Origin of the sequence: Sphingomonas sp. (assembly GCF_035998645.1) — a bacterium.
Lineage (GTDB): Bacteria > Pseudomonadota > Alphaproteobacteria > Sphingomonadales > Sphingomonadaceae > Sphingomonas.
In genome coordinates, this window is sequence record NZ_DASYHL010000002.1 from 33,485 (window position 1) to 55,706 (window position 22,222).

The following is a 22,222-nucleotide window of genomic DNA, read 5'->3' on the forward strand; positions in this document are numbered from 1 at the left end:
ACCTGCAAAGGGTTCCGCCAACATAACGCGCGAAGGCCCATCGACGCGGGACCTTAGCGGGGACGCCAATCAAGTCAATAACATCGAAACCATCTAACCACCTGCGCCAATACCGACACGAAGCGCCTCAATCCTGTTATAGGGAGCCTCCAGATGCCGCTTTACCGCTGCAGCAACTGCAGACGTGACCGCAGCACGCTTCTGCTCGGTATCGTCCGCATATGCCTGATCCGGCACCTTGGAATTGTGGCGCGCGGCGGCGGCCATAGCGGCCAGTTCATCCGCGTCGGGATCGAATCCGAAATGCTGCGGGATGACTGACTTCATCGCCGATCGCAGATCGGCATAATTGACCAGCAACCCGCCCCCGACAGAGGCATGCTCGATCGCGCACTCGAGATACTTGGCCAGCACAGCAGCACCCTGATCCTCGATCGATAACACATTGCCGGTATCGACCACCCCGAGCTCCGGGACGACGCCTGCGGCAAAATGTAACCCAGGCATCCCGATGTGGGACACCATGACCTCCTCCGGCTTGCGATACAGGAAGATCCATGGGGTCGACGGGAACGCCGCGCGGAATAGTGGCAGCGCCAGAACATTCCACGCGTCGAGCTTCAGGAAAAAGCGCCGCGCGTTACCCGATCGATCGCGACCCAACGCTGCGACCAGCGCGCGAAGCGCCGCGACTTGCTGATCGAGCGGCGCGCCCGATGTCACTGCCCACTGGACGAGCGCATCAATCGGCGCAGCTTCCGACGCAACGATATGATGCGGCACTGCGGCCAACATCTGTGCGACCAGCGTCGAGCCGCAGCGTGACATGTGGAAGACGATCCCGTCGGGCTCCAGCGTCTCTTCTTGGGCAGCGCCAGCAATCAGCGCGGCAAGATCGGTGCGCGTGCGGAACATGCGGCTGAGCGGGCGCGACGCGACCCGGTTGACACTGTCTTCGAACAACGGCTCGCTCAGCGCACGATCGCCGAACCAGGCCCAGTCGAATGCGGGAGCCCCATGCCCCGGCACCGCCCGCACCGGCAGCCAACCGATCTGCGGCCAGGTGCCGAGCGTGACCGGCGCACCTTGAAATCGCGAAATGCCCAGCGGATCGGGTGCCGGCACTTCGATCGCCGCCGAAGCGAGATCAAGGCCCAGTTCCTCGGCAATCACCCGCAGTTCCGCAGCGAAATCGGCAGCGTCGCAATGGTCGCCCAACCGGGCCTGAAGCGCCGGACTGGCAAGGATCGCGTCCCAGAGCTGCTGCGCGTCGCCGTCGTCGCTCGAATGCCCCGTCACGCTTTGTGCCCCCATCGCGCCGCCGCTGTTCACGACGTTTCCAAAATACTGCGATCTATCGTTGTTTCCGATCGCGCAAGTGGTTACGCTGCATTAGTTACGTCTGATCAGGGCGAGGGGGCATGTCGAACATGAACAACAATGAACAGGGCCAGGTGAGCCGCCGGTCGTTTCTTGGGCGTGCGGGCGCAGTCTCGGCAGCGGGCGTCGTTGCCGCAGGCGCGATCAACCCCGCCATGGCCTTCGCCGGCAACAGCGTGCGCACCTATAAGGGCAAATATGCGGTCGATTCGCACCGCGTGATCGACGGCTTCATGGCGATCCCCAAGGGCAAGTCCGATCTGGACGTGGTCGTTGTCGTTTCGGAAACCGGCAAGCTCGACTCGACCGCGGAAGCAACCGCGCGTCGCTACGCAGCGTCCGGCTGGATCGCGTTCGCGCCGGATCTTGCGTCGACGTACAAGAGCACCGACAAACAGGCGATGGTCGCCGCGCTGACGCGCGACCTGCCCCGGCTCAAGCGCCTGACGCTCAGCAGCGGCAAGGTCGCGGTCGTCGCGGCCTGATTTTGCCGTTGCCCGCGCGATGCGTGGGTGACGGCCTAGTGCGTGAGGCGTTGGATTAGTGATCGCAACCTTGTGTCATCGGGCCGCAGCGATGTTCGCGGCCGCAACTGCGTTGGTCTGGTCGAGCGCCGCGGCCGCGCAGGAACTGGCCGATCCGCAGGGGTCGGGCGCGATTGTTGGTGCGGTGCGCTGGCTTCAGGGGACGTTGCTCGGCACCGTCGCCACGGTGGTCGCGGTGATCGCGGTCGCCGCCGTCGGCCTGCTAATGCTCACCGGCCGGATCAACTGGCGCTATGGCGCCACCGTCATCCTGGGCTGCTTCATCCTGTTTGGCGCCGCCAGCATCGTTGCGGGCATCCAGGCGACGGCCGGCGCGGGCTAGGCTCTGAATGACCGGTCTTGACCGCGACACCGTGTTCGTCGCGCTGACGCGGCCGCAGATGTTTGCGGGCGTTACCTATACCTGGTTCATCGCCAATGCGGTACTGGCGACCGAGCTGTTCCTGATCTTTCGGTCGGTGTGGGTGCTGATCGCCGCCGTGGCGATCCATGGCACGGGCATGCTGGCGTGCCTGCGCGAGCCGCGTTTCTTCGACCTGTGGATCACCCGGGCAAGCCGCTGTCCGCGCGTCCCCAATTACCGGATCTGGCGGTGCAACTCCTACCGGCCCTGACCCGCGACCGGCGGGTGATCGATCGCGAGGCGAGCGCGGGGCGGCATTTGCCCTATGCGCGCCATGTCGACGACGTCACCATCGCGACGCGCGACGGCATGCTGATGCAGGTCATCCAGATCGGCGGGCTGTTGTTCGAAACGGCGGACAGCGAGGAGATCAATTACCGCAAACGACTGCGCGATGCGACGTTGCAGGCGATCGGATCGTCACGCTTTGCGGTCTATCACCATATCGTGCGCCAGCGGGTCGAGCCGGGTCTGGCGGGGGACTTCCCCGACGATTTCTCCGAGCGGCTGGACGCGGCGTGGCGCAGCCGGCTGGCGCGCAAGCAGCTCTACACCAATGACCTGTTCCTGACATTGGTGCGCCGCCCGCTGCAGGGACGGATCGGCCTGCTCGACCGGCTGCGCGGCGGGCTGAGCGGGGTCGAGGCGGAGGCGGCGCGCGCGCAGGATCTGCGCGAGTTGAACGAGGCGCGCGAGGCGCTGTTCGCGGCGCTTTCGGCCTATGGGCCGCGCCTCCTGTCGGTCTATGAAACGCCGCAGGGTCCGGCGTCCGAGCCGCTCGAATTCCTCTCGACGCTCTACAATGGCGAGCTGCGCCCGGTGCTGCTGCCAATGCAGGATCTGGGCGAATATCTCCCCTATCGCCGGGTGAGCTTTGGCCAGAATGCGATCGAGCTGTCCCCGGCGGCGGGGAGCGGGACCGATTTCGTCGGCATGGTGTCGATCAAGGATTATCCGGGGCAGACCGCGCCGGGAATGCTCGACGATCTGCTGCGTCTGCCGCTGGAGCTGACCGTCACCCACAGCTTCGGCTTTGTCGATCGTCAGGCGGCGCTGTCGAAGATGAACCTTGCGCTGCGGCGGATGCGCTCGGCGGAGGACGAGGCGGTGAGCCTGCGCGCCGAACTGGGCGAGGCGAAGGACGAGGTTGCGGCGGGGCGCGCCGGGCTTGGCGAGCATCACATGACCGTCGCGGTGCGCGGCGCATCGCCCGAGGCGGTCGATCAGGGTGTCGCCGAAGTGCAGGCCGCCCTGTCCGACCTCGGCATCATTGCGGTGCGCGAGGAGATCGCGCTCGAACCTGCTTTCTGGGCGCAATTTCCCGGCAACTTCAAATATATCGCCCGGCGCGGGCTGATCTCGACCGGCAACTTCGCGGGGCTGGCGAGCGGGCATAACTTCCCGGTCGGCAGCGCGAGCGGCAATCACTGGGGTGATGCCGTGACGCTGCTCGAGACGACCGCCGCCGGTCCCTATTATTTCAACTTCCACCATGGCGATCTCGGCAATTTCACGGTCATCGGCCCGTCCGGATCGGGCAAGACCGTGGTGCTCAACTTCCTGCTCGCCCAGGCGCGCAAGTTCCGTCCGCGCATCGTGTTCTTCGACAAGGATCGTGGCGCGGAATTGTTCATCCGCGCGATCGGCGGGCAGTATGACGTGCTGCGTCCCGGCGTGCCATCGGGGCTCAACCCGTTGCAGCTCGACGACACCGCCGAGCATCGCCAGTTTCTCGCCGACTGGCTCGCCCAGCTGGCGGGCGGGGTCGATATCGACGAGGCAGCGCGGCTGAAGGACGCGCTCGACGCCAATTTCGACCAGCCGCGCGCGAACCGCCGCCTGCGCCATCTGGTCGAGCTGTTGCGCGGGGGTGAGCGGCCGCATGGCGCGGACCTGTGGTCGCGGCTGCGCCCGTGGTGGGATGACGGTGAGCGCGCCTGGCTGTTCGACAATGAAACCGACACCACCGACCTGACTGCCGAGGCGGTCGGGTTCGACATGACGCAAATCCTGGACGATCCCGCCGTGCGCACCCCGGCGATGATGTATCTGTTCCAGCGGGTCGAGGAGCGGCTGGACGGGTCCGCCGCGATCATCGTGGTGGATGAGGGGTGGAAGGCGCTCGACGACGACGTGTTCGTGCGGCGCATCAAGGATTGGGAAAAGACGATCCGCAAACGCAACGGGATCGTCGGCTTCGCCACCCAAAGCGCGCAGGACGCGCTGGAAAGCCGCATCGCCAGCGCGATCATCGAGCAGGCCGCGACCCAGATCTTCATGGCAAACCCCAAGGCGCGCGCGGCGGATTATGTCGACGGCTTCGGCCTGACGCCGCACGAGTTCGAACTGATCCGCGCCCTGCCCGACAATGCCCGCTGCTTCCTGATCAAGCATGGCGCCGAGAGTGTCGTCGCGCGGCTCGATTTGTCGGGCGAGCAGGAAATCCTGACCGTGCTGTCCGGGCGCGAGCGTACCGTGCGCCTGCTCGACACGATCCGCGCCGAACATGGCGACGATCCCGCCGACTGGCTGCCGCGCCTGATGGAGGTTGCATGACCTGCCCCGGCATCGTTGAGGGCGAGGCATTCGTCGTGAGCATGCTGGGCGCGGCCGACTGCCACGCCCGCGCGGTCGCGACGTTGGGCTATCAGGCGCTGGCCACGCCGGGGTCGAGCGCGTCGCTGTTGCTGACCGGCATGCTGACGCTGTTCGTCGCGGTCTGGGGCTATCGCATGCTGCTGGGCGAAACGCCCGGCATGCGCGACGGCGTGGTTGCGCTGGCCAAGGTCGGGATCGTTCTGGCGCTGGCGACGAGCTGGGCGACCTATCGCCCGCTCGCGCATGATCTGGTGTTCGGCGCGCCGGGTGAGTTGGTTGCCGAGGTCGGCGGTGCGGCAGGGCTGCCCGGCACGCTGGGCGATCGCGCCGCGCGGATCGGCTATGTCGATCGCGGGCTCGCGCAGCTCGGTGAAGCGGGTGTCGGCAAGCGCGAGGGCCAGCAACAGGTGATGCGCCAGCGCAACATCAACGGCCGCAACGAATTGGTGGTTGAGAATAGCCAGGATCCGGTCGGGGTGATCGAACCGATCGCGCTCGCCGCGTCGCGCATCCTGTTCCTGATTTCGACATTGGGCGGCATCGTGATGCTGCGCTTTGCCGCAGCGATCCTGCTGGCGCTGGGGCCGATCTTCGTCGCCTTTCTGTTGTTCGACGCGACGCGCGGCTGGTTTGCCGGGTGGCTGCGCGGGCTGATGGGAACGATGATCGCGAGCTTTGGCGTCGCGATTCTGCTCGGCATCGAACTGGCGCTGCTCGAACCCTGGGTGGCGAGCCTGGTGGCCCGTCGCGCGGGTGAGCAGACCATCGCGGGCGCGCCGGTCGAGCTGATGGCAGTGACCGCGATCTTCGCACTGGCGATGTTCGGCACGATCCTGTTGGCGCTGAAGGTCGCCACCGGGCTGCGCCTGCCCGAAACCTGGCGCGCGGCACCCGAGCGGCTCAACCGAGAGGTCGAGCGGCTGTTTCAGGGGCGCGGCGCCGGCAATGCACCAGCCGGTGAGCCCGCCGTCGAGCGGTCGCGCGCGGCGGCGGTCGCCGACGCGGTAATCGCGACGCAGCGGCGCGAATCGGGCGGGGCGGCTCCGATCACTGCTGCGGCGGTCCAGGCGATGGCGGCACCGGCGCGGACCAACCCCGGTGCGCGGCTCGTTCAGGGGCAGGCGCCCAACGCGCCGCCGCCATTGGGCCAGCGGGCCGCGCGCCGGTCGCGCAATCGTGTTACAGCCAGCGCCGGGCGCCGGGATGAGACGAAATGAAGCAAAAGACACGCGCGGCGCTCGACGCCTATTACCGGGAGGGCGGAAGCTGGGCCGCGGACCGCGAGGCGCGGCTCGACCGGTCGCAGCGGCTCGCGTGGATCATCGCCGCCGTCGCCGTTGCGGTCGCGCTGGTCGTGGCAATCGCGTTGGTGGTGATGCTGCCGCTCAAGACGGTCGAGACGCGGACGCTGCTGGTCGATCGCCAGACCGGGTATGTCCAGCAACTCAGCCCGATCAATCCGGACAAGATCGCGCCCGACACGGCGCTGACCCAGGCGTTTCTGGTGCAATATGTGATCGCGCGCGAGAGCTTCGACATCGACGCGCTCCAGCACAACTACCGCCACGTCGTGCTGTGGTCGGAGGGTCGCGCACGCAGCCGCTACATCGCGTCGGTGCAGGCATCGAACCCCGAAAGCCCGCTCGCCAGCCTGCCGCGCAGCACATTGGTGGAAACCCGCGTGAAGAGCGTCTCGCCGCTCGGCACCGGATCGGCGCTGGTGCGCTTCGAGACGCAACGGCGCGACGCGGGCGGCCAGACCGCCCCGGCGCAGCATTGGGTCGCGGTAATCCGCTACCGCTACGCCGGCGAGCCGATGAAGCTCGAAGATCGCTTCATCAACCCGCTCGGCTTCACCGTGTCGCACTATGCCCGCAACGCCGAGGCGCTGCCCGCACCCGCTCCGGTGACGGCAGCGCCGGTCGGGGCAGCGCAGGCGGCCGCACCGTCGCCGCTCGCCGCAACGCCCGCCCCCTCTCCCACCGCTCAGGTGACACGATGAAGTGGGTCGCCGCACTGCTGCTGCTCGCCGCGCCGCCGGCTATGGCACAGGTGCGCCCGCAGCCGGGGCCGGGCGATCCGCGCGTGCAGACGGTGGTGTTCGCGCCCGATCAGGTGGTCCAGCTTCAGGCGGCGCCCGGATATCAGATCACCGTGGCGCTCAACCCCGATGAACGGATCGAAAGCATCGCGCTGGGCGATGGCGGGGCGTGGCAGGCGAGCGCGAACAAGCGCGGCGATTATCTGTTCATCAAGCCGCTGAGCGCCGGGGTCACCACCAACATGGTCGTGATCACCGATGTGCGCATGTACGCGTTCGAACTGGTCCCCGCATACGGCCCGATGGAGACGCTGCCCTTTGCGGTGCGCTTCACCTATCCCGACAGCGCACCGCTGGCCGCAACCGGCGCGGCGGAGGCAGCCGAGGCGGTGACCGCCGGACGCTACCGGCTGAGCGGCGACAAGCTGCTCCGCCCGAGCGCGATGGCCGATAACGGCGTACAGACCGAGATCGAATGGCCGGCGAGCGCAACGCTGCCGGCGATCTACGCGGTCGGAGACGATGGCGCCGAAGTGCTCGCCACCGGACAGGTGCGGGACGGGCGCATCGTGGTCGATCGCATCGCGCGCAAGTTCATCTTCCGTCAGGACCGACGCGTTGCGACGGCGCTGCGCATGCCCGCTGCATCCGGAGACCGCCGGTGAGCGCGGTTGGCGATCCGCGCCGTGATCCTGCAGTACGCACGGCGGGCGACGTCCGCCCGCTGGTCGGTGCCGCGCCGCGCGGGCCGTCGACGCTGATACTGGGCGGTGGGCTGGGACTCGCCGCCATCCTGCTGTTCGTCGCGCTGGAATCGCGCCGCACCGCGTTGCAGGCGCCCGCCGTCACCCGCAGTGCCGACGCGCCGACCGCACTGCGCGAGCCGCCGCCGCTTTATATTCCGCCCGCGCCTGTCGCAGAGGCGTCCGCGCCGCCGGTCGCGGTCGCCGCAGCGCCGCAGACCGTTCCATTTGTGCTGCCCCAGCCGCCGATGCGTCAGCAGCGCCCCGAGTTCATTCCCCAGCCGCCGCCGCCGGTCTATCAGCAACCCTTGCCCCCGCCGCCGATGCCAGAGCCGAGCGCTACTGCGCCCGGTGCTTTGGTGCTCGACCGGTCGGGGCCGCAGGATGACGGTCGGTCGGTCGCATCCGCCGATACGCCAGCCGGCGCGCAGGCGCCCGGGACACGTGTGACCGCTGGGTCGCTCGCCAACCGATCGACCACCATCGCGCAGGGGACGCTGATCCCCGCCGTGCTCGAAACCGGCTTCGATTCAACCAAGGCCGGCTTCGCCCGCGCGATCGTGTCGCGCGACGTGCGCAGTTTCGACGGAACTCGCGTCCTGATCCCGCGCGGCAGCCGCCTGACCGGCGACTATGCCGGCGGGGCCGAGGCTGGGCAGAAGCGCGCGATCATCAACTGGAGCCGCCTGGTGCGACCGGACGGCGTGACTATCGCGATTGGGTCCCCTGCCACCGATGCGGTTGGGCGCAATGGCGTGCGCGCCAAGGTCAATTCGCATTTGCTCCAGCGGATTTTCCCGGCCTTGCTCCAGTCGGCGCTCGACATCGGCGTCAACCTCGCCACGCGCCCCGCAAACGGGTCGGTGTTGCTGGCGCTACCAAACTCGGCGTCGAGCGCGACCAGCGGGCAGAATGGCCCCGCCCCGACGCTGAGCGTGCGGCCGGGCACGACGATCGCGGTGTTCGTGACGCGCGACCTCGACTTTACCGGGGTCGGGAACCCGCGATGACCGCCGAGCCGCCGGCGGCGGGCGTCTATCTGCGCGCCTATCTGGCGCCGCTTGCGCCGTTTCTCGACCGCGCCGACGTCACCGACATCTATGTCAACCAGCCGGGTGAAATCTGGGTCGAGACGCTGGGTGGAGCGAGCGAGCGGCACGATGCGCCGGACCTCACCGAAACCGCGCTCGAACGGCTGGCGCGGCAGGTTGCGGCGCTGACGCATCAGGGGATCAGCCGCGCGCACCCGCTGCTGTCTGCCGCCCTGCCCGACGGCGCACGCGTTCAGGTGATCGCGCCACCCGCGACGCGTGGCGGGATGGCGATCGCGATCCGCAAGCATGTCTCGGCCGATCTGGGGCTCGACGATTACGCTGCTGCGGGTGCGTTCGACGGAACGCGGCGTGGCAGCGCGTTGCATGGGGATGAGGGGATTGCCGAGTTGGCCGCACTGCTCGAGGCGGGAGACCTCGCTGCGATGCTGCGGCAGGCGGTGCGGTCGCGGCGCAATATCCTGGTTTCCGGCGGCACCTCGACCGGGAAGACGACGTTCCTGAATGCCCTGCTGCGTGAGGTTGCTCCCGTCGAGCGGCTGATCGTGATCGAGGATACGCCGGAGCTGCATCTGCGCCATGCCAATGCGATCGGCTTGCTGGCGACGCGTGGCGATTTGGGGGAGGCGCGGGTTACCGCCGATGACCTGCTCGGGGCGTCGCTGCGGATGCGGCCGGACCGGATCATCCTGGGCGAGTTGCGCGGCGAGGAGGCCTATGCCTTTTTGCGTGCGATCAACACCGGCCATCCCGGATCGCTGAGTTCGGTCCATGCCAACAGCGCCGAGGCGGCGGTCGAGCAGATCGCCTTGCTGATCCTCCAGCGCGGCACGCGGCTGAGCCGGGAGGACGTGACGCATTATGTGCGCTCGACCATCGATGTATTCGTGCAGCTCGAACGCGTCGGCGGGCGGCGGCGGGTTGCCGAAGTGCTGCTACCCGGCGCTGGCCGCTAACATTTCGCCCAGCCAGTCATCGACGAGCGCGTCGATCACCAGATGCACCCGGTCGCTGGTGCCGCGATTGACGACCGAATGCGTGTCCATGAGGCGCAGATACCACGCCTCCCCCGGCGCCATCGTCACCGGCGTGCCGTTGAGCAGAAATTCGACATCGGGGTTGGTGGTGATCGGGATGTGCAGCCGCGCCACGCCATGTTCGGCGGCGAGGTCGTGGTCGTAATGCGGCTTGATCACCGATCCCGGGGTCAGCCGCATCAGCCGCACTACGGTCAGCGGGCATTGGAAGGCCGCCAGCACCTCGCGGAAATAGGGGGTCGCGCCAAGCAGCGGGCCATCGACGAACTCGGTCGCGGTGGGATCGGAATAGATCATCATCACCGGATGCGTCGCACCGGCAGTGTGGCGCAGCGGCAGGACCGACCAATTGCCCTCGTAATTCTGCTTCACCAGATGGTCGATCCAGTCGCGATCGACCGCGTCGAGATCGGCGCGCAGCCGATCGACGTCGAACCCCATGGGCAGCCGCAGCCGGTCGGGCAGCTGCCCTTCGGGGGGCGCGGATCGGATGACCTGATCGAGCATCACGCGAGGTTAGCGCCGCCCGGCGCGGGTGCAAGCCGGATCAGCGCGCGGTGCGCGGCGGGACACGCGGAACCTGAGGGTCGCGCCTGACACCTTCCGGCGAAGCTGACGAAAACACGCGGGTTGCGGGCCAACAGGACGGAATGACACCCACGAAGCGCCCGGGACGCGACAGCTTCGCGACACAGGCGCAACGGACGCGCGACGTTCATGCGACGGGTGCGCGACCGCGCCACGACGGGATTTGGCCGCCAGAGGACCGGTGGGCGACTGATCGTCGACAGGAGGCGACGGCGGGGCATCAGCGACGCGGCTGCGATGCGACGGGGGCGGACGCTGGCGCGCGGGGCGCGGCGGGGTCGCGCGGGGCGAGCGGATCGGGGCCGAAGGGATCGGCGAGCCGCGCCGCATGCAGTTCGAGCGCACGGCTCCACGCATAGTCAAACGGCGTGCCGGTCAGGCGATTGCGCAGCGCATGCGCGCTGGACCGCGACATGCCGGCGGCACGCGCAGACCGAGCGATGCTGCCGGTTTCGACAAGCGCGGCGAGGAAGACGCGCTGCCTGGCCGGGGTCCAGTGCGCGCGGACGGGTGGGGTTTGCTGGGTCATCCGACAGGATGAAGCGGATTGCGCGCGTGTAGGACAGAGGTGGCGGGGTGTGTTGGATGGATTTTGGGCGGGGTGTGGCGCGGGGGCATCCGTCAGGGGGGGGCGCCGCGCTGCTTGGCAAGATTAGCGCAAAACTCTATACTGGTCGTATGGCGCAGATGAACATCTCGATCCCCGACACGCTCAAGGGTTGGGCGGAATCGCGCGTGGCCGAGGGGCGGTACAGCAGCACCAGCGACTATGTCCGCGACCTGATCCGGCGCGACGAGGAGCGCGAGACGGCCAGGGCGCACGAGATCGCCCGGCTGCGCGCCGCCTGGGACGAGGGGCTGGCGAGCGGCCGGGCGGTCGATGCACCGGACGACTGGGCCGATCGCGTGATCGCACGCGGCGAGGCACGGCGGCGGGGCAGACCGGACGCCGCCTGATGCGCGTCGCGATCCTGCCGAGCGCGGATCGCGACCTCGATGCCATTTACGACTGGATCGCGGAGGACGACGGCGAGGCGGCCGCTCGCCATGTGCGGCGGCTGACGGCGGCGGCGCTGAGCCTGCGCGACTTTCCGATGCGCGGGATGGCGCGGCCGGAGATTGGCGCAGGGGCGGAGCTTGGTCGTGGGGCGGTATCTGGTGCTGTATCGTGTGAGCGGCGAGCGGGTGGAGATTGTGCGCTTTGTGCACGGGGCGCGGGAGGTTGGCGGGTTGTGGGGGGAGTAGGACATCGGGCCGAAAGACGGTAGCCCGAGACTATCGATTACCCCCTGTGGATCACCGTGGGTGACGAGCAGATCGCTGCGCACCTCGCCGCACAACTGTTACCCGCAACGCGGCACATCGATAGCTCTATAGTCAGCCGGCCTAGCCCCCGATTTATCGACAATCTCGATATTACAGCTGTTCGGCGCATTGAAAATTTGACGGATAGAGTAGGCCTCACCGGCAATCGGCGTGAACGAAGCGCCTGAAACGCATGTACCGACGGTTGAGCTTACCGCACCGCTTGCCAGTGTTTCGCTTATCTCACCATAAACGGTAATGCGCTCACCCGCCCGTATTGGCCTAGTTTTGCTTGCACCGTCCGACCACCCAAACAGGGCAAATTTCGTCAGGGATTTGCAGGAATCACCCTCGATCGAAAGATAGGATTGGCTTGCACCGGCAATCTGACCGAATCGATTGTCGTATGACTTCAAAAAGGTCATTGATGCCACCGGCTCACCTGCACTCGGCAGCGAATGTTGAGAATAGCAACCAGCAAGTGCCACACACAGCACCGAGACGCCAAAGCGCTTCATCATCCACATCCCCCGTTCCATCAAAACACACAAAATACGCGTATTGAAATTTCGAGCCGAGAGCCACCCGCCGCTCGCTGAGTAAGCGCCGCCAACGGGTGCGCGCCCGCCCGTGCCCAGTGACAGATCGCTATCGATCTGTGGGAAAGTAGCGCCTGTGGCCGCCATTCCGATTATCCCCGATTCGCCGGCGCGTGCCCATAGAAGCGCAATATCTCCCACAGACGCTCAACGCTGATCCCCTGCTCCTGATCGATTGCCAGGCGGTGGTCCGGGTTCGCAACACGTAACGTGGGGCGCTGGCGGTCTGGCTGGGGGTGGACGTGGACACCCTCGGGGTCGGTGCCGATATAGGTTTCAAGCTGGTTGCACAGCCAGCCGGTCCAGGGACCCCAGTCAGCAAAATTGGCGTTGTCGAAGCCGTCGAGATATTTCTCGAAGTTCGCGCGCGATAGCGTGGACCAGCAGCCGAAGCCGAACTTCTCTGCCTGTCCGTGAACCGGAATTTCCAGCACGGCGCGGACGAAGAAATGACGGCCGGACATCACGCAGAAATCTTCGGACAGGAAGTCGCCGTCCAACCGCACGGCGCTGTTCGGTTCCTGTATCCGCTCATGCGACCACGGATCCGGCGCGAGGGCTGCGAGGTCCATCATTCCCTGATGGACCTCGCCGCACCCTGCGCAGGCCCAGCTTCCTGCGAATGGATTGGCGGGCTTTGCACGGCGGAACCAGCTCATGCGCTAAGCTATGCCGATGCGTCGGTCCGGATCAATCGTGCTCTCGTCCGCCCGCACCCAAATACAACTCCCGGCCCATTTCGTCATAGACGCGGCTCATCTGAGCCATGCCCTCCTCCGCTTCGGCAGCATCTACCGGCTGCGCCGCGATGAAGGCATCCGCACCCTGATTCTGCTTCGCCGCGAAGTCGCGCACTTCCTGCGTGATCTTCATCGAGCAGAATTTCGGGCCGCACATCGAGCAGAAGTGCGCGGTCTTGGCGCCTTCCGCCGGTAGCGTCTGGTCGTGATACTGCTCGGCCGTATCCGGGTCCAACGACAGGTTGAACTGGTCGCGCCAGCGGAATTCGAAGCGGGCGCGGCTTAGCGCGTCGTCGCGGACCTTGGCGGCGGGGTGGCCCTTGGCGAGGTCGGCGGCGTGGGCGGCTAGCTTGTAGGTCACCACGCCGACCTTGACGTCGTCGCGGTCGGGGAGGCCCAGATGCTCCTTGGGCGTGACGTAGCAGAGCATCGCGGTGCCGTACCAGCCGATCATCGCGGCACCGATGCCGCTGGTGATATGGTCATAGCCCGGCGCGATATCGGTGGTCAGCGGCCCGAGCGTGTAGAAGGGGGCTTCGCCGCATGCCTGCAGCTGCTTGTCCATATTCTCCTTGATCTTGTGCATCGGCACATGGCCGGGGCCTTCGATCATCACCTGAACATCCTGTTCCCACGCGCGCTTGGTCAGTTCACCCAGCGTGTAGAGTTCGGCGAACTGCGCCTCGTCATTGGCGTCGGCGATGGAGCCGGGGCGCAGGCCGTCGCCGAGCGAATAGGCGATGTCATAGGCTTTGCAGATCTCCGTGATCTCGTCGAAATGCTCGTAAAGGAAGCTTTCGCGGTGGTGGCTGAGGCACCATTTCGCCATGATGGATCCGCCGCGCGAGACGATGCCGGTGACGCGCTTGGCGGTCAGCGGGATATAGGGCAGGCGCACGCCGGCGTGGATGGTGAAATAATCGACGCCCTGCTCCGCCTGTTCGATCAGCGTGTCGCGGAAGATTTCCCAGGTGAGCTCTTCGGCGATGCCGCCGACTTTCTCCAGCGCCTGATAGATCGGGACGGTGCCGACGGGCACGGGGCTGTTGCGCAGGATCCATTCGCGGGTGTCGTGGATGTTGCGGCCGGTCGACAGGTCCATGATCGTGTCGGCGCCCCAGCGGATCGCCCACACCATCTTGTCGACCTCAGCCGCGACGTCGCTGGCGACGGCGGAGTTGCCGATATTGGCGTTGATCTTGACCAGGAAGTTGCGGCCGATCGCCATCGGTTCGGATTCGGGGTGGTTGATGTTGTTGGGGATGATCGCGCGGCCACGGGCGACCTCGTCCCGGACGAATTCGGGGGTCACATAATCGGGGATTTCCGCGCCCCAGCTTTCGCCGTCGCGGACATATTCGGCGAGCATCTGGCGGCCGAGATTTTCGCGGGTGGCGACATATTCCATTTCGGGCGTGATGATGCCGCGGCGGGCATAGTGCATCTGGCTGACGTTCATGCCGGGCTTGGCGCGCAGCACGGTCTTGCGGACATTGGGGAAGGGCTGGACGCCGCCGCTGCGGTCGGGGCCGAGCTGGCCGTTATCCTCGGGCTTTACCTCGCGCTGGGCGACCTCTTCGACGTCACCGCGCTGGCGGATCCAGTCGCGGCGGAGCTCCTGCAGCCCGGCCATGATGTCGATGCGGGCGTTGGCGTCGGTGTAGGGGCCGCTGGTGTCGTAGACGCGGACGGGCGGTTCGCCGCTGGATGGTTCGAGATGGATTTCGCGCATCGCCACCTTGCGCGGGCCGACATGGATTTTGGTCGAACCGCGGATGGCGCCGGTGGTGACCTTGAGTTCAGGGTGCTGCGGATTGTCGGCCATGATGTTCCTCTCCAAGCGGAGGAAACGGACCATGGATGCGGGCCGCTCCCTCCCTACGCCGGTGTCAACCGGATCAGGTTCAGCGGGTCGAAGGCTCCTGCCCTCCTCTCAAGCGCGGATCGGCGCTCCCCCGGGGATGGCGGAGTCCTACGCGGTTCTTGAGCGCGGGGAAAGGGGCGGGTTTGACCGGCCGGGCGGGACGCGCCATGAACCGCGCGATGGAGCGCGACCGCCCACCGACCCCGCTGGCACCCCGCGCATTGTGGCTGAAGCTCCGCGCCGGGCGGGTGCGTAGCCTGCTGCTGAGCGGGCGGGCGCGGTCGGAGCTGTGGACGCGGTGGCGCTATGGCGGGGCGGTGCATCAGGATGTGAGCCTGAGCTTTCCCGATCGCTATGCCGCATTGTTCCGGTTGACGCAGCAGTTGCTGGCGGGACGGAGCGCGCCGCGCATCCTGTCCTATGGCTGTGCGGCGGGCGAGGAAGTGGTGTCGCTACGCGGATATTTCCCCGATGCGGTGCTGGTCGGGGCGGAGATCAACCCGGTGCTGTTGCGGGCCTGCCGGAAACTGCCCGCCGATGCGCAGCGGCACTTCGTGGAATCGACGCCGGAGCGGATCGCGGCGCACGGCCCCTATGACGCGATCTTTGCCATGGCGGTGTTCACGCGGCGGCCACACGAGATTGACGCGCGGGGGATGACCAATATCGCCGCGCACTACCCGTTCGCGCCGTTCGCGGACGCCATCCGCATGCTGGCGGGGCAGCTGGCGCCGGGCGGACTGCTGATCGTCGAACATGCGCTGTACCGGGTCGAGGACGCGATCGGCGATCTGCCGCTGGAGCCGGTGGCGGTCGAAGGCAATGCGCGGTCCAAACATCCGCGGTTCGATCGCGACGGCAATCGCATCGAACCGCGGCCCAGCATCGCGCGCATCTTCCGACGCTGCTGACCCAGGCTGTCCGCCTCAGAAGGTCAGCGCCAGCCCTGCGCCGGCGGTCCACTGATGCCGCGTTCCGGCGATGCTGACGAGTGGGCTGTCCGCGAAGTCGCCGACCAGCTTCTTGTAGGTGCCGCCCGCGACCAGCGCGAGGCCCTTGGTCAGGTTTCCGGTGATCGCATGGGTGAACATGCCGCCGACGGTGATGTCCTTCTGTCCGCCCTCAGGGCGAAAGGCGGGGAGGCCGCTGGCGATGCTGCCGGCCGGGGTGACGCCGAAATAGGTGCGGGCGTAGCGGTCCTCGACGATTTCCGCCGAAGCGAACAGCGAGACCAGCGCCTTGGTGCTGAGCGGGGTGGTGTAGTTGACCGACGGGGTGAAGACGCCGCTGCGGTGGATCTTGGTCACGTCGTGGCGGTAGCTGAGGCTGACCGACAGCGTGTCGAAGTCGTGGATGATCCCGGTCTTGCCGAGGCCGACATAGCCGCCGACCTCGACCGCCGTATCGATCTCACCCAATGCGGCGACGCGGGGATCCTTGATCGCGTCGCGGTTGGTGCGGTTCAAGTTGATGACCGCGACCGGGCCGAGCTGGAAGTTCCAGTCCTTGCCCGCGACATCGGGGATCACGTCGAGGCTGGCGCGGTTGCCAAGCACGGTGAAGCTCATCCCTGCGACGGTGCCGTTGGCAGCGGGCGCCGGGATCCAGCGATTGTCGTCCGAGCCCTCATAGTCCGGCAGCCACACGCCGCCGACAGCGACGGTGAGGCGCGCGCGGCCCTCTTGTGCGGCTTCCGCCTGTTCGGGAGTCGGGGCATCATCCTGCGCCAGCGCAGGCGTGGCGAGGGTGGCAGCGAGGAAGGCGGAAAGAACGCGGATACGCATGAAGGTGATTCCCTGAACCTGTTTCAGGGGCGCAACGCTGCACTGCGGAAATGGATGCATGGCCCCATAAACGGGCTGGGCGATGGCCCTAAAGCATATACTTCATCTTCACCTGCTGCTTCGCGCCATCCAGCGGGAAGCAGGCCGCCTTGAACTTGGGCGGGCCGAAGGTGATGACGGGGTTGCGGCTGAAGCCGAAGCCTTCCTTGGGGATGCCCATCATCGTGTCCAGTTTCTTGTTGCTGTTCGCGTCGTGGATCACCGCGACGGCATAGGTCGCGGTCGCCAGCCCCTCGAATCGGGTTGCGGGATGCCCAGCGGAGATCGTCCGCGAGATCGCGCGGGGATCGTCCTTGCAGTCGGGGAAGCTGTCGGGCCGCGCGGTCAGGCAGATCTGCAGCACGCCCTTGGCATTGCGAAGGCCAGTGACCTCAAGGTCGAAGCTGCCCACCGGCGAGGCCGCCGGGAGGAGCAGAAGGGCTGCGGGCAGCAGCGCGAGCATGTGCTTTCTGGAAATCGCCAATCCCCCGGTCGGTGCCGCACAGCCGGTCCCAGAAGCGGAAATAGAGACCATAGTTGCACCCATATTGCTCATGATGCCGCTGATGATGGCTCGCGGTGATCAGCCACGCCCCCAGTGGCCCCCGCCACATCACCCGCGGAAATACTTCCCACCCCATGTGATTGGTCACACCCATAACGGTCATGATTCCAAGCACCAAGCCCAATGCGCCAACATGAATCGGAATTGCGAAGACCAGTGACGGAATCACCACGGCGCCGGTCAGCGCCTCGATCGGGTGAAAGCTCATTGCCGCCCATGCGGTGGGCGGGCGGCTGTCGTGATGGACGGCATGCGCGATGCGGAACAGCCGCGGGCGGTGCATCCAGCGATGCGTCCAGTAGAACCACGTGTCGTGCCCGAACAGGTAGAGGAACACCGACAGCGGCAGATACCAGAGCGGATAGGCCGAGACATCGGTGTAGATCCGCGTCCAGCCGTGATTCTGCCAGCCCCAGGCGACGATGCCGGCGGGGCTGCCGTAAATGGCGGCGCTGGCGAGGCTCCACAGCAGTTCGCGGCGCATCTGGCGGTCGAGCCCGGCATAAAGGCCGGGATGCCGCACGCGCGTTGCCCAGGCGAAGGCGCCCGAGACGATCAGATAGCGCACCCCGACGATCAGCGTCATCGCGAGTGCCGACAAGAGGATGGCGAGCCACATGCACCCGCTCTACATGAAACTGGTGCGTCGCAACAAACGGAGAAACCCGTAATTTCACCTGTCGTCACCCGTTTCGCGCCGAGCCCCACCGGGCGGCTGCATATCGGCCACGCGTTTTCGGCGATTACGGCGCATGATTTCGCGCGGTCGCGGGGTGGCGCGTTCCTGGTGCGGATCGAGGATATCGACGGGACGCGCAGCCGGGCGGAGCATGTCGATGCGATTCTGGCGGATCTGAACTGGCTGGGGCTGGAATGGGATGGCGAGGTGCTGTTCCAGTCTTCGCGGCTGGATGCGTATCAGGCGGCGCTGGACGATCTGCGCGCACGGGGGCTGATCTATCCGTGTTTCTGCACGCGTGCCGATATCGCCGCGAGCGCGAGTGCGCCGCATGGGCCGGAGGGGGTGGTGTATCCGGGGACGTGCCGGAGGCTTGCTGCGCCGGATTGGAGTGTGCCGCATTGTTGGCGGTTGGATGTGGGGGCGGCGCTGGCGTCGATTCCTCCCCTGAGCTCGCTCAGGGGAGGGGGACCGCCGCGAAGCGGGGGTGGAGGGGCGGCGGTCAAAGACCGCCGGGAACAGCTCGGCAAAATTCCGCCCTCTGCGGGGCGGCCCCTCCACCAGCCTGCGGCTGGTCCCTCTCCCCCAGCAAGCTGGGGGAGGAATGGGTTGTGGTTCGAGGATAGCCGTTTCGGCACCATCCTCGCCGACCCGGCCGCGCATGGCGATGTCGTGCTGGCGCGCAAGGATGCGCCGGCGTCCTACCATCTTGCCGTGACCATCGACGACGCGGCGCAGGGGGTCACCGATGTCGTGCGGGGCGAGGATTTGTTGGCGGCAACCCATGTCCACCGGCTGTTGCAGGCGCTGCTCGACCTGCCGGTCCCGCACTATCATCACCACGCGCTGCTGACCGGACCCGATGGCGCGCGGCTGGCGAAGCGCCATGGCGCACCGACGCTCGCCGCCTTGCGCGAAGCGGGAGCGGATGGGCGGGCGCTGGCGGCAGCGTTGCGGCGGGGCGAAGTCCGCAGTTGAGGCAAGCGCGGCGGGCATGGACTGCACCCAAGTACAGGGCTTCAATCCGGACACGATAAGGACTAGGTTACTGTCATGCAGCTGTTCCTTGTCCTTTTGCTCGTCGCCGCGATGCTGGCCACCCTCTTCGCCCTGATCAAGGGGATCGTCGCGTTTCTGCGCGTCACCGAGGCGGAGCTGAAATCGGGCGAAGGGCCGAGCCAGTCGGCGCTCAAGTCGAACAAGGCGATGCAGCAGCGCATCCTGTTTCAGGGCATCGCGATTGCGATCGTCGCGCTGCTGCTGCTGATGGCGAGCGGGAAGTAAGGGGGAGACCCCCGCCCGATGGTCAAGCTCAACAAGATTTATACGCGCACTGGCGATGACGGGACGACGGGACTGGTCGATGGATCGCGCGTCGCCAAGCATGATGCGCGGCTGGCGGCGATGGGGGATGTCGATGAGGCGAACAGCGCCATCGGGGTCGCGATTGCGGCGATCGGGACGGACTATCCCGCGCCGCTGCTGACCACCGTGCAGAATGACCTGTTCGATCTGGGCGCGGACCTTGCCACGCCGGGCGAGGACTTCACGCCGGGCGAGATGACCTTGCGCATCGTGCCGGCGCAGGTCGCGCGGCTGGAGGCGGCGATCGACTCGGCCAATGGCGCGTTGCCGCCGCTGACCAGCTTCATCCTGCCGGGCGGATCGGCGGCGTCTGCAGCGATCCATCTGGCGCGCGCGATCGTGCGCCGGGCCGAGCGCAGCGCGACCGCCGCAGCGATGGCGATGTCGATCAATCCGCAGGCGGTTATCTACCTCAACCGCCTGTCCGACCTGTTGTTTGTCCTTGCGCGCGAAATGAACCAATCGGCGGGTGGCGACGTTCTGTGGACGCCGGGGGCGCATCGCTGAGCTGAGGATTTGACCCTCGTCGCGTTTCGGGTTAGGAGAACGAAATGCGAACGAAGGCGATGCCCGCCGCGTGCTGCACAACGCTTGAAGCGCGGTTTCGCGCGGTTCGGACGTTATCTGCCGATCTGGTTGCGCCGCTGTCCGATGCCGACGCGAGCGTTCAGTCGATGGACGATGCCTCGCCCGCGAAATGGCATCTGGCGCATACCAGCTGGTTCTTTGAGACATTCGTCTTGCGCGATTTCGTGGACGGCTATCAGCTGCACGACGCGCGCTTTCCGTTTCTGTTCAACAGCTATTACGAGGCCGAGGGGCAGCGCCATGCGCGGTCGCGGCGGGGCATGGTGACGCGGCCGTCGCTGGCGGAGGTGCTGGACTATCGCGCGGCGGTGGATGCGGCGCTGGTCGCCGCGCTGCCGGATTTGCCCGAGGCGGCGTTAGCGCTGGTGGCGCTCGGGTGTCACCACGAGGAGCAGCATCAGGAATTGTTGCTGACCGACATTCTGCACCTGTTTTCGTGCAACCCGGTCGAGCCGGCGATGTGGCCGGGTGAGCGCAAGATTCCGGTCGAAATGCCGGGGCCGCTGCGCTGGATCGAAGGTCCCAAAGGCGTTGCCGAGATCGGCGCGCAGGGCGATGGCTTTGCGTTCGATTGCGAGGGGCCGCGGCATCGCGTGCTGCTGCACCGCCACGCGATTGCCGACCGCACGGTGACCAATGGTGAATGGGCGGCGTTCATCGCCGATGGCGGCTATCGCGATCCGCGCCACTGGCTGTCCGATGGCTGGGCGTGGGTAAAGGCGGAAGGGGTCGATGCGCCGCTCTATTGGGAGCAGCGCGACGGTGGCTGGACCCGCTTCGGGCTCGACGGGCGGCGCGCGATCGATCCCGCCGCGCCGGTAACGCATGTGAGTTTCTTTGAGGCTGATGCCTATGCCAGTTGGGCCGGCGCAAGGCTGCCGACCGAGGCGGAATGGGAGGTTGCGGCGAGCGGGCATGACCCGGCGGGCGGCAACCAGCTCGATCACGCCGGGCCGGTCGAACCGAGGCCCGCTGCGTCGGGTCCGGCGTTCTTTGGCGATGTGTGGGAATGGACCGGCAGCGCGTACCGCCCCTATCCCGGTTTCACCGCCGCGCCGGGCGCGGTCGGTGAATATAATGGCAAGTTCATGAGCGGGCAGTTCATTCTGCGCGGCGGAAGCTGCGCGACGCCGCGCGGCCATGCGCGGGCGAGCTACCGCAACTTCTTTTATCCGCACCAGCGCTGGCAGTTCACCGGCGTGCGGCTGGCGAAGGATCTGTAATGCTCAAGCAGGAAATCGAGGATGGCCAGGCGGGCTTGGCCGATCCGGCGTTTCGCGCCGATGTGCTGAACGGCCTGGCGGCGCGGCCACGCGCGATTCCGGCGCGCTGGTTCTATGACCGGCGCGGGTCGGAGTTGTTCGAGGACATCACGCGGCTGCCCGAATATTATCCGACGCGGACCGAGACGGCGTTGCTGGAGCGGGTGTGCCCGGAGGTGGCGCGCGAGACCGGCACCGGCGGCGCGGTGATCGAATTCGGGTCGGGATCGTCGGTCAAGACCCCGGTGCTGCTGCGCGCGGTGCGACCGGCGGCTTATGTGCCGATCGATATTTCGGGCGACTTTTTGCGCGATTCGGCGCGGGAGATTGCGGCGCAGTTTCCGGTCATGGCGGTCGAGCCGGTGGAGGGGGATTTCCTCAAACCACTCAAGCTGCCCGCAGGAATCGGTGGGCTGGCGCGGCTGGGGTTCTTCCCCGGATCGACGATCGGCAATATGGCGCCGGTGGCGGCGGTGGATTTGCTGCGGACGATGCGGACGTCGCTGGGCGAGGGATCGTCGCTGCTGATCGGAATCGACCGGATCAAGGACCCGGCGGTGCTGGTCCCGGCCTATGACGATGCGCAGGGTGTGACGGCGGCGTTCAATTTGAACCTGCTCGAGCGGATCAATGCCGAGCTTTCGGGCACGATCCCGGTCGAGAGCTTTGCCCATGTCGCGCGGTGGAATGACGATCGCGCGCGGATCGAGATGCATCTTGAGGCACAGCGCGCGGTGGCGTTCGAGGTTGACGGGCGCGGCTTTGCGATGGCGGCGGGCGAGACGATTCACACCGAGAACAGCCATAAATATGGCGACCGCGACGCGCGGTTGCTGCTGGCTGCGGGTGGGTGGACCGTGACGCGGGCGTGGACCGACGAGGATGGATTGTTCGGGCTGTATCTCGCGGAAGCACGCGCGGTGGAGACGGCGCCCTGATTCCCCCTCCCTGGAAGGGAGGGGTTAGGGGTGAGTGCGCGCGTCTGCGCGCTCAAAAGACTCAACCGACCGAGCGGCACAACAGCAGCAATCGAGGCATCGAGCCT

The 22,222-nt window shown here is 66.8% G+C and carries 25 protein-coding genes, 1 pseudogene and 1 riboswitch; of the genes and pseudogenes, 17 read left to right on the plus strand and 9 right to left on the minus strand.

From position 1 onward, the window contains the following. Positions 1-93: 93 nt before the first annotated feature. Positions 94-1,332, minus strand: coding sequence for a hypothetical protein (locus VGN66_RS00320; protein WP_327516882.1), 1,239 nt, complete (start codon positions 1,330-1,332; stop codon positions 94-96). An 89-nt stretch (positions 1,333-1,421) separates the two neighbouring features. Between VGN66_RS00320 and VGN66_RS00325 the strand changes: the two genes are divergently transcribed. The 9 genes from VGN66_RS00325 to virB11 all read left to right on the plus strand — a co-directional run bounded on the left by VGN66_RS00325 (position 1,422) and on the right by virB11 (position 9,718). Then, positions 1,422-1,865 carry a dienelactone hydrolase family protein gene (locus VGN66_RS00325; RefSeq protein ID WP_327516883.1) on the plus strand — a complete coding sequence of 148 codons (444 nt, stop codon included), beginning with the start codon at positions 1,422-1,424 and terminating at the stop codon, positions 1,863-1,865. Positions 1,866-1,956: 91 nt separating this feature from the next. After that, a complete protein-coding gene (locus tag VGN66_RS00330) occupies positions 1,957-2,247 on the plus strand; it encodes a TrbC/VirB2 family protein (RefSeq protein WP_327516884.1) in 291 nt (96 codons plus the stop codon). Positions 2,248-2,254: 7 nt separating this feature from the next. Further along, positions 2,255-2,539, plus strand: coding sequence for a type IV secretion system protein VirB3 (locus tag VGN66_RS00335; RefSeq protein WP_327516885.1), 285 nt, complete (start codon positions 2,255-2,257; stop codon positions 2,537-2,539). Beyond that, the gene (locus VGN66_RS00340) at positions 2,518-4,884 is read left to right on the plus strand and encodes a VirB4 family type IV secretion/conjugal transfer ATPase (protein WP_414713161.1); all 2,367 of its coding nucleotides are present in this window, start codon (positions 2,518-2,520) and stop codon (positions 4,882-4,884) included. Before VGN66_RS00335 ends, VGN66_RS00340 begins: the two co-directional genes overlap by 22 nt. Beyond that, entirely contained in the window at positions 4,881-6,143 is a 1,263-nt protein-coding gene (locus tag VGN66_RS00345) for a type IV secretion system protein (protein WP_327516886.1), read from the plus strand. The genes VGN66_RS00340 and VGN66_RS00345 overlap by 4 nt, the downstream gene beginning before the upstream one ends. Beyond that, complete coding sequence (locus VGN66_RS00350) at positions 6,140-6,928, plus strand: type IV secretion system protein (RefSeq protein WP_327516887.1); 789 nt, start codon at positions 6,140-6,142, stop codon at positions 6,926-6,928. Before VGN66_RS00345 ends, VGN66_RS00350 begins: the two co-directional genes overlap by 4 nt. Continuing rightward, positions 6,925-7,632, plus strand: a complete 708-nt coding sequence (locus VGN66_RS00355; RefSeq protein ID WP_327516888.1) for a TrbG/VirB9 family P-type conjugative transfer protein — start codon at positions 6,925-6,927, stop codon at positions 7,630-7,632. The genes VGN66_RS00350 and VGN66_RS00355 overlap by 4 nt, the downstream gene beginning before the upstream one ends. Beyond that, complete coding sequence (locus tag VGN66_RS00360; protein WP_327516889.1) at positions 7,629-8,720, plus strand: TrbI/VirB10 family protein; 1,092 nt, start codon at positions 7,629-7,631, stop codon at positions 8,718-8,720. Before VGN66_RS00355 ends, VGN66_RS00360 begins: the two co-directional genes overlap by 4 nt. Further along, positions 8,717-9,718, plus strand: coding sequence for a P-type DNA transfer ATPase VirB11 (gene virB11, locus VGN66_RS00365; protein ID WP_327516890.1), 1,002 nt, complete (start codon positions 8,717-8,719; stop codon positions 9,716-9,718). Before VGN66_RS00360 ends, virB11 begins: the two co-directional genes overlap by 4 nt. On the opposite strand, the gene VGN66_RS00370 is transcribed toward virB11, so the two are convergent. Continuing rightward, on the minus strand, positions 9,698-10,306 hold the full coding sequence (locus VGN66_RS00370; protein ID WP_327516891.1) for an aspartyl/asparaginyl beta-hydroxylase domain-containing protein: 609 nt from the start codon (positions 10,304-10,306) through the stop codon (positions 9,698-9,700). The two genes, virB11 and VGN66_RS00370, sit on opposite strands and share 21 nt — an antisense overlap. Before the next feature lie 301 nt (positions 10,307-10,607). Beyond that, on the minus strand, positions 10,608-10,916 hold the full coding sequence (locus VGN66_RS00375) for a LysR family transcriptional regulator (RefSeq protein WP_327516892.1): 309 nt from the start codon (positions 10,914-10,916) through the stop codon (positions 10,608-10,610). Positions 10,917-11,065: 149 nt separating this feature from the next. Between VGN66_RS00375 and VGN66_RS00380 the strand changes: the two genes are divergently transcribed. Continuing rightward, complete coding sequence (locus VGN66_RS00380) at positions 11,066-11,344, plus strand: type II toxin-antitoxin system ParD family antitoxin (protein ID WP_327516893.1); 279 nt, start codon at positions 11,066-11,068, stop codon at positions 11,342-11,344. Continuing rightward, positions 11,344-11,632: pseudogene (locus VGN66_RS18735) on the plus strand (type II toxin-antitoxin system RelE/ParE family toxin). Before VGN66_RS00380 ends, VGN66_RS18735 begins: the two are co-directional and overlap by 1 nt. A 98-nt stretch (positions 11,633-11,730) precedes the next feature. Here the strand turns inward: VGN66_RS18735 and VGN66_RS00385 are convergent. Genes VGN66_RS00385 through thiC form a run of 3 tightly spaced genes read right to left on the minus strand, consistent with a single transcriptional unit; the run spans position 11,731 to position 14,856 of the window. Continuing rightward, the gene (locus VGN66_RS00385) at positions 11,731-12,378 is read right to left on the minus strand and encodes a hypothetical protein (protein ID WP_327516894.1); all 648 of its coding nucleotides are present in this window, start codon (positions 12,376-12,378) and stop codon (positions 11,731-11,733) included. A gap of 5 nt (positions 12,379-12,383) precedes the next feature. Then, on the minus strand, positions 12,384-12,950 hold the full coding sequence (locus VGN66_RS00390; protein WP_327516895.1) for a DUF2199 domain-containing protein: 567 nt from the start codon (positions 12,948-12,950) through the stop codon (positions 12,384-12,386). A 31-nt stretch (positions 12,951-12,981) separates the two neighbouring features. Continuing rightward, entirely contained in the window at positions 12,982-14,856 is a 1,875-nt protein-coding gene (thiC, locus tag VGN66_RS00395) for a phosphomethylpyrimidine synthase ThiC (RefSeq protein WP_327517550.1), read from the minus strand. Positions 14,857-14,889: 33 nt separating this feature from the next. After that, positions 14,890-14,999: riboswitch (TPP riboswitch) on the minus strand. A gap of 63 nt (positions 15,000-15,062) precedes the next feature. Here thiC and VGN66_RS00400 point away from each other — a divergent pair. Further along, positions 15,063-15,806: a class I SAM-dependent methyltransferase gene (locus VGN66_RS00400; RefSeq protein ID WP_327516896.1), complete on the plus strand. Its 744-nt coding sequence runs from the start codon at positions 15,063-15,065 to the stop codon at positions 15,804-15,806. A gap of 15 nt (positions 15,807-15,821) precedes the next feature. On the opposite strand, the gene VGN66_RS00405 is transcribed toward VGN66_RS00400, so the two are convergent. From VGN66_RS00405 to VGN66_RS00415, 3 genes are all read right to left on the minus strand, one after another. Then, on the minus strand, positions 15,822-16,679 hold the full coding sequence (locus VGN66_RS00405) for a MipA/OmpV family protein (RefSeq protein ID WP_327516897.1): 858 nt from the start codon (positions 16,677-16,679) through the stop codon (positions 15,822-15,824). A gap of 88 nt (positions 16,680-16,767) precedes the next feature. After that, positions 16,768-17,130 carry a DUF2141 domain-containing protein gene (locus tag VGN66_RS00410; protein WP_327516898.1) on the minus strand — a complete coding sequence of 121 codons (363 nt, stop codon included), beginning with the start codon at positions 17,128-17,130 and terminating at the stop codon, positions 16,768-16,770. Then, on the minus strand, positions 17,111-17,902 hold the full coding sequence (locus VGN66_RS00415; protein WP_327516899.1) for a sterol desaturase family protein: 792 nt from the start codon (positions 17,900-17,902) through the stop codon (positions 17,111-17,113). Before VGN66_RS00415 ends, VGN66_RS00410 begins: the two co-directional genes overlap by 20 nt. A gap of 51 nt (positions 17,903-17,953) precedes the next feature. Here VGN66_RS00415 and VGN66_RS00420 point away from each other — a divergent pair, with 51 nt between their 5' ends. From VGN66_RS00420 to egtD, 5 genes are all read left to right on the plus strand, one after another. After that, entirely contained in the window at positions 17,954-18,940 is a 987-nt protein-coding gene (locus VGN66_RS00420; RefSeq protein ID WP_327517551.1) for a glutamyl-Q tRNA(Asp) synthetase, read from the plus strand. 75 nt (positions 18,941-19,015) lie between these two features. After that, on the plus strand, positions 19,016-19,246 hold the full coding sequence (locus tag VGN66_RS00425; protein ID WP_224922952.1) for a twin transmembrane helix small protein: 231 nt from the start codon (positions 19,016-19,018) through the stop codon (positions 19,244-19,246). A gap of 18 nt (positions 19,247-19,264) precedes the next feature. Next, on the plus strand, positions 19,265-19,834 hold the full coding sequence (locus VGN66_RS00430; protein ID WP_327516900.1) for a cob(I)yrinic acid a,c-diamide adenosyltransferase: 570 nt from the start codon (positions 19,265-19,267) through the stop codon (positions 19,832-19,834). A 44-nt stretch (positions 19,835-19,878) separates the two neighbouring features. Continuing rightward, positions 19,879-21,138: an ergothioneine biosynthesis protein EgtB gene (gene egtB / locus VGN66_RS00435; RefSeq protein ID WP_327516902.1), complete on the plus strand. Its 1,260-nt coding sequence runs from the start codon at positions 19,879-19,881 to the stop codon at positions 21,136-21,138. After that, positions 21,138-22,115: an L-histidine N(alpha)-methyltransferase gene (egtD, locus tag VGN66_RS00440; protein WP_327516903.1), complete on the plus strand. Its 978-nt coding sequence runs from the start codon at positions 21,138-21,140 to the stop codon at positions 22,113-22,115. The genes egtB and egtD overlap by 1 nt, the downstream gene beginning before the upstream one ends. The last annotated feature ends 107 nt before the right edge of the window (positions 22,116-22,222 follow it).

What these genes read in the sequence shown, in the direction of transcription:
- VGN66_RS00370 (WP_327516891.1), bottom strand. Translation starts at nt 10,306, where the DNA reads ATGCTCGATCAGGTCATCCGATCCGCGCCCCCCGAAGGGCAGCTGCCC.
- VGN66_RS00405 (WP_327516897.1), bottom strand. Translation starts at nt 16,679, where the DNA reads ATGCGTATCCGCGTTCTTTCCGCCTTCCTCGCTGCCACCCTCGCCACG.
- VGN66_RS00425 (WP_224922952.1), top strand. Translation starts at nt 19,016, where the DNA reads ATGCAGCTGTTCCTTGTCCTTTTGCTCGTCGCCGCGATGCTGGCCACC.
- VGN66_RS00335 (WP_327516885.1), top strand. Translation starts at nt 2,255, where the DNA reads ATGACCGGTCTTGACCGCGACACCGTGTTCGTCGCGCTGACGCGGCCG.
- VGN66_RS00350 (WP_327516887.1), top strand. Translation starts at nt 6,140, where the DNA reads ATGAAGCAAAAGACACGCGCGGCGCTCGACGCCTATTACCGGGAGGGC.
- thiC (WP_327517550.1), bottom strand. Translation starts at nt 14,856, where the DNA reads ATGGCCGACAATCCGCAGCACCCTGAACTCAAGGTCACCACCGGCGCC.
- VGN66_RS00390 (WP_327516895.1), bottom strand. Translation starts at nt 12,950, where the DNA reads ATGAGCTGGTTCCGCCGTGCAAAGCCCGCCAATCCATTCGCAGGAAGC.
- VGN66_RS00430 (WP_327516900.1), top strand. Translation starts at nt 19,265, where the DNA reads ATGGTCAAGCTCAACAAGATTTATACGCGCACTGGCGATGACGGGACG.
- egtB (WP_327516902.1), top strand. Translation starts at nt 19,879, where the DNA reads ATGCGAACGAAGGCGATGCCCGCCGCGTGCTGCACAACGCTTGAAGCG.
- VGN66_RS00400 (WP_327516896.1), top strand. Translation starts at nt 15,063, where the DNA reads ATGAACCGCGCGATGGAGCGCGACCGCCCACCGACCCCGCTGGCACCC.
- virB11 (WP_327516890.1), top strand. Translation starts at nt 8,717, where the DNA reads ATGACCGCCGAGCCGCCGGCGGCGGGCGTCTATCTGCGCGCCTATCTG.
- VGN66_RS00345 (WP_327516886.1), top strand. Translation starts at nt 4,881, where the DNA reads ATGACCTGCCCCGGCATCGTTGAGGGCGAGGCATTCGTCGTGAGCATG.
- VGN66_RS00325 (WP_327516883.1), top strand. Translation starts at nt 1,422, where the DNA reads ATGTCGAACATGAACAACAATGAACAGGGCCAGGTGAGCCGCCGGTCG.
- VGN66_RS00355 (WP_327516888.1), top strand. Translation starts at nt 6,925, where the DNA reads ATGAAGTGGGTCGCCGCACTGCTGCTGCTCGCCGCGCCGCCGGCTATG.
- VGN66_RS00415 (WP_327516899.1), bottom strand. Translation starts at nt 17,902, where the DNA reads ATGTGGCTCGCCATCCTCTTGTCGGCACTCGCGATGACGCTGATCGTC.
- VGN66_RS00385 (WP_327516894.1), bottom strand. Translation starts at nt 12,378, where the DNA reads ATGGCGGCCACAGGCGCTACTTTCCCACAGATCGATAGCGATCTGTCA.
- VGN66_RS00330 (WP_327516884.1), top strand. Translation starts at nt 1,957, where the DNA reads ATGTTCGCGGCCGCAACTGCGTTGGTCTGGTCGAGCGCCGCGGCCGCG.
- VGN66_RS00375 (WP_327516892.1), bottom strand. Translation starts at nt 10,916, where the DNA reads ATGACCCAGCAAACCCCACCCGTCCGCGCGCACTGGACCCCGGCCAGG.
- egtD (WP_327516903.1), top strand. Translation starts at nt 21,138, where the DNA reads ATGCTCAAGCAGGAAATCGAGGATGGCCAGGCGGGCTTGGCCGATCCG.
- VGN66_RS00380 (WP_327516893.1), top strand. Translation starts at nt 11,066, where the DNA reads ATGGCGCAGATGAACATCTCGATCCCCGACACGCTCAAGGGTTGGGCG.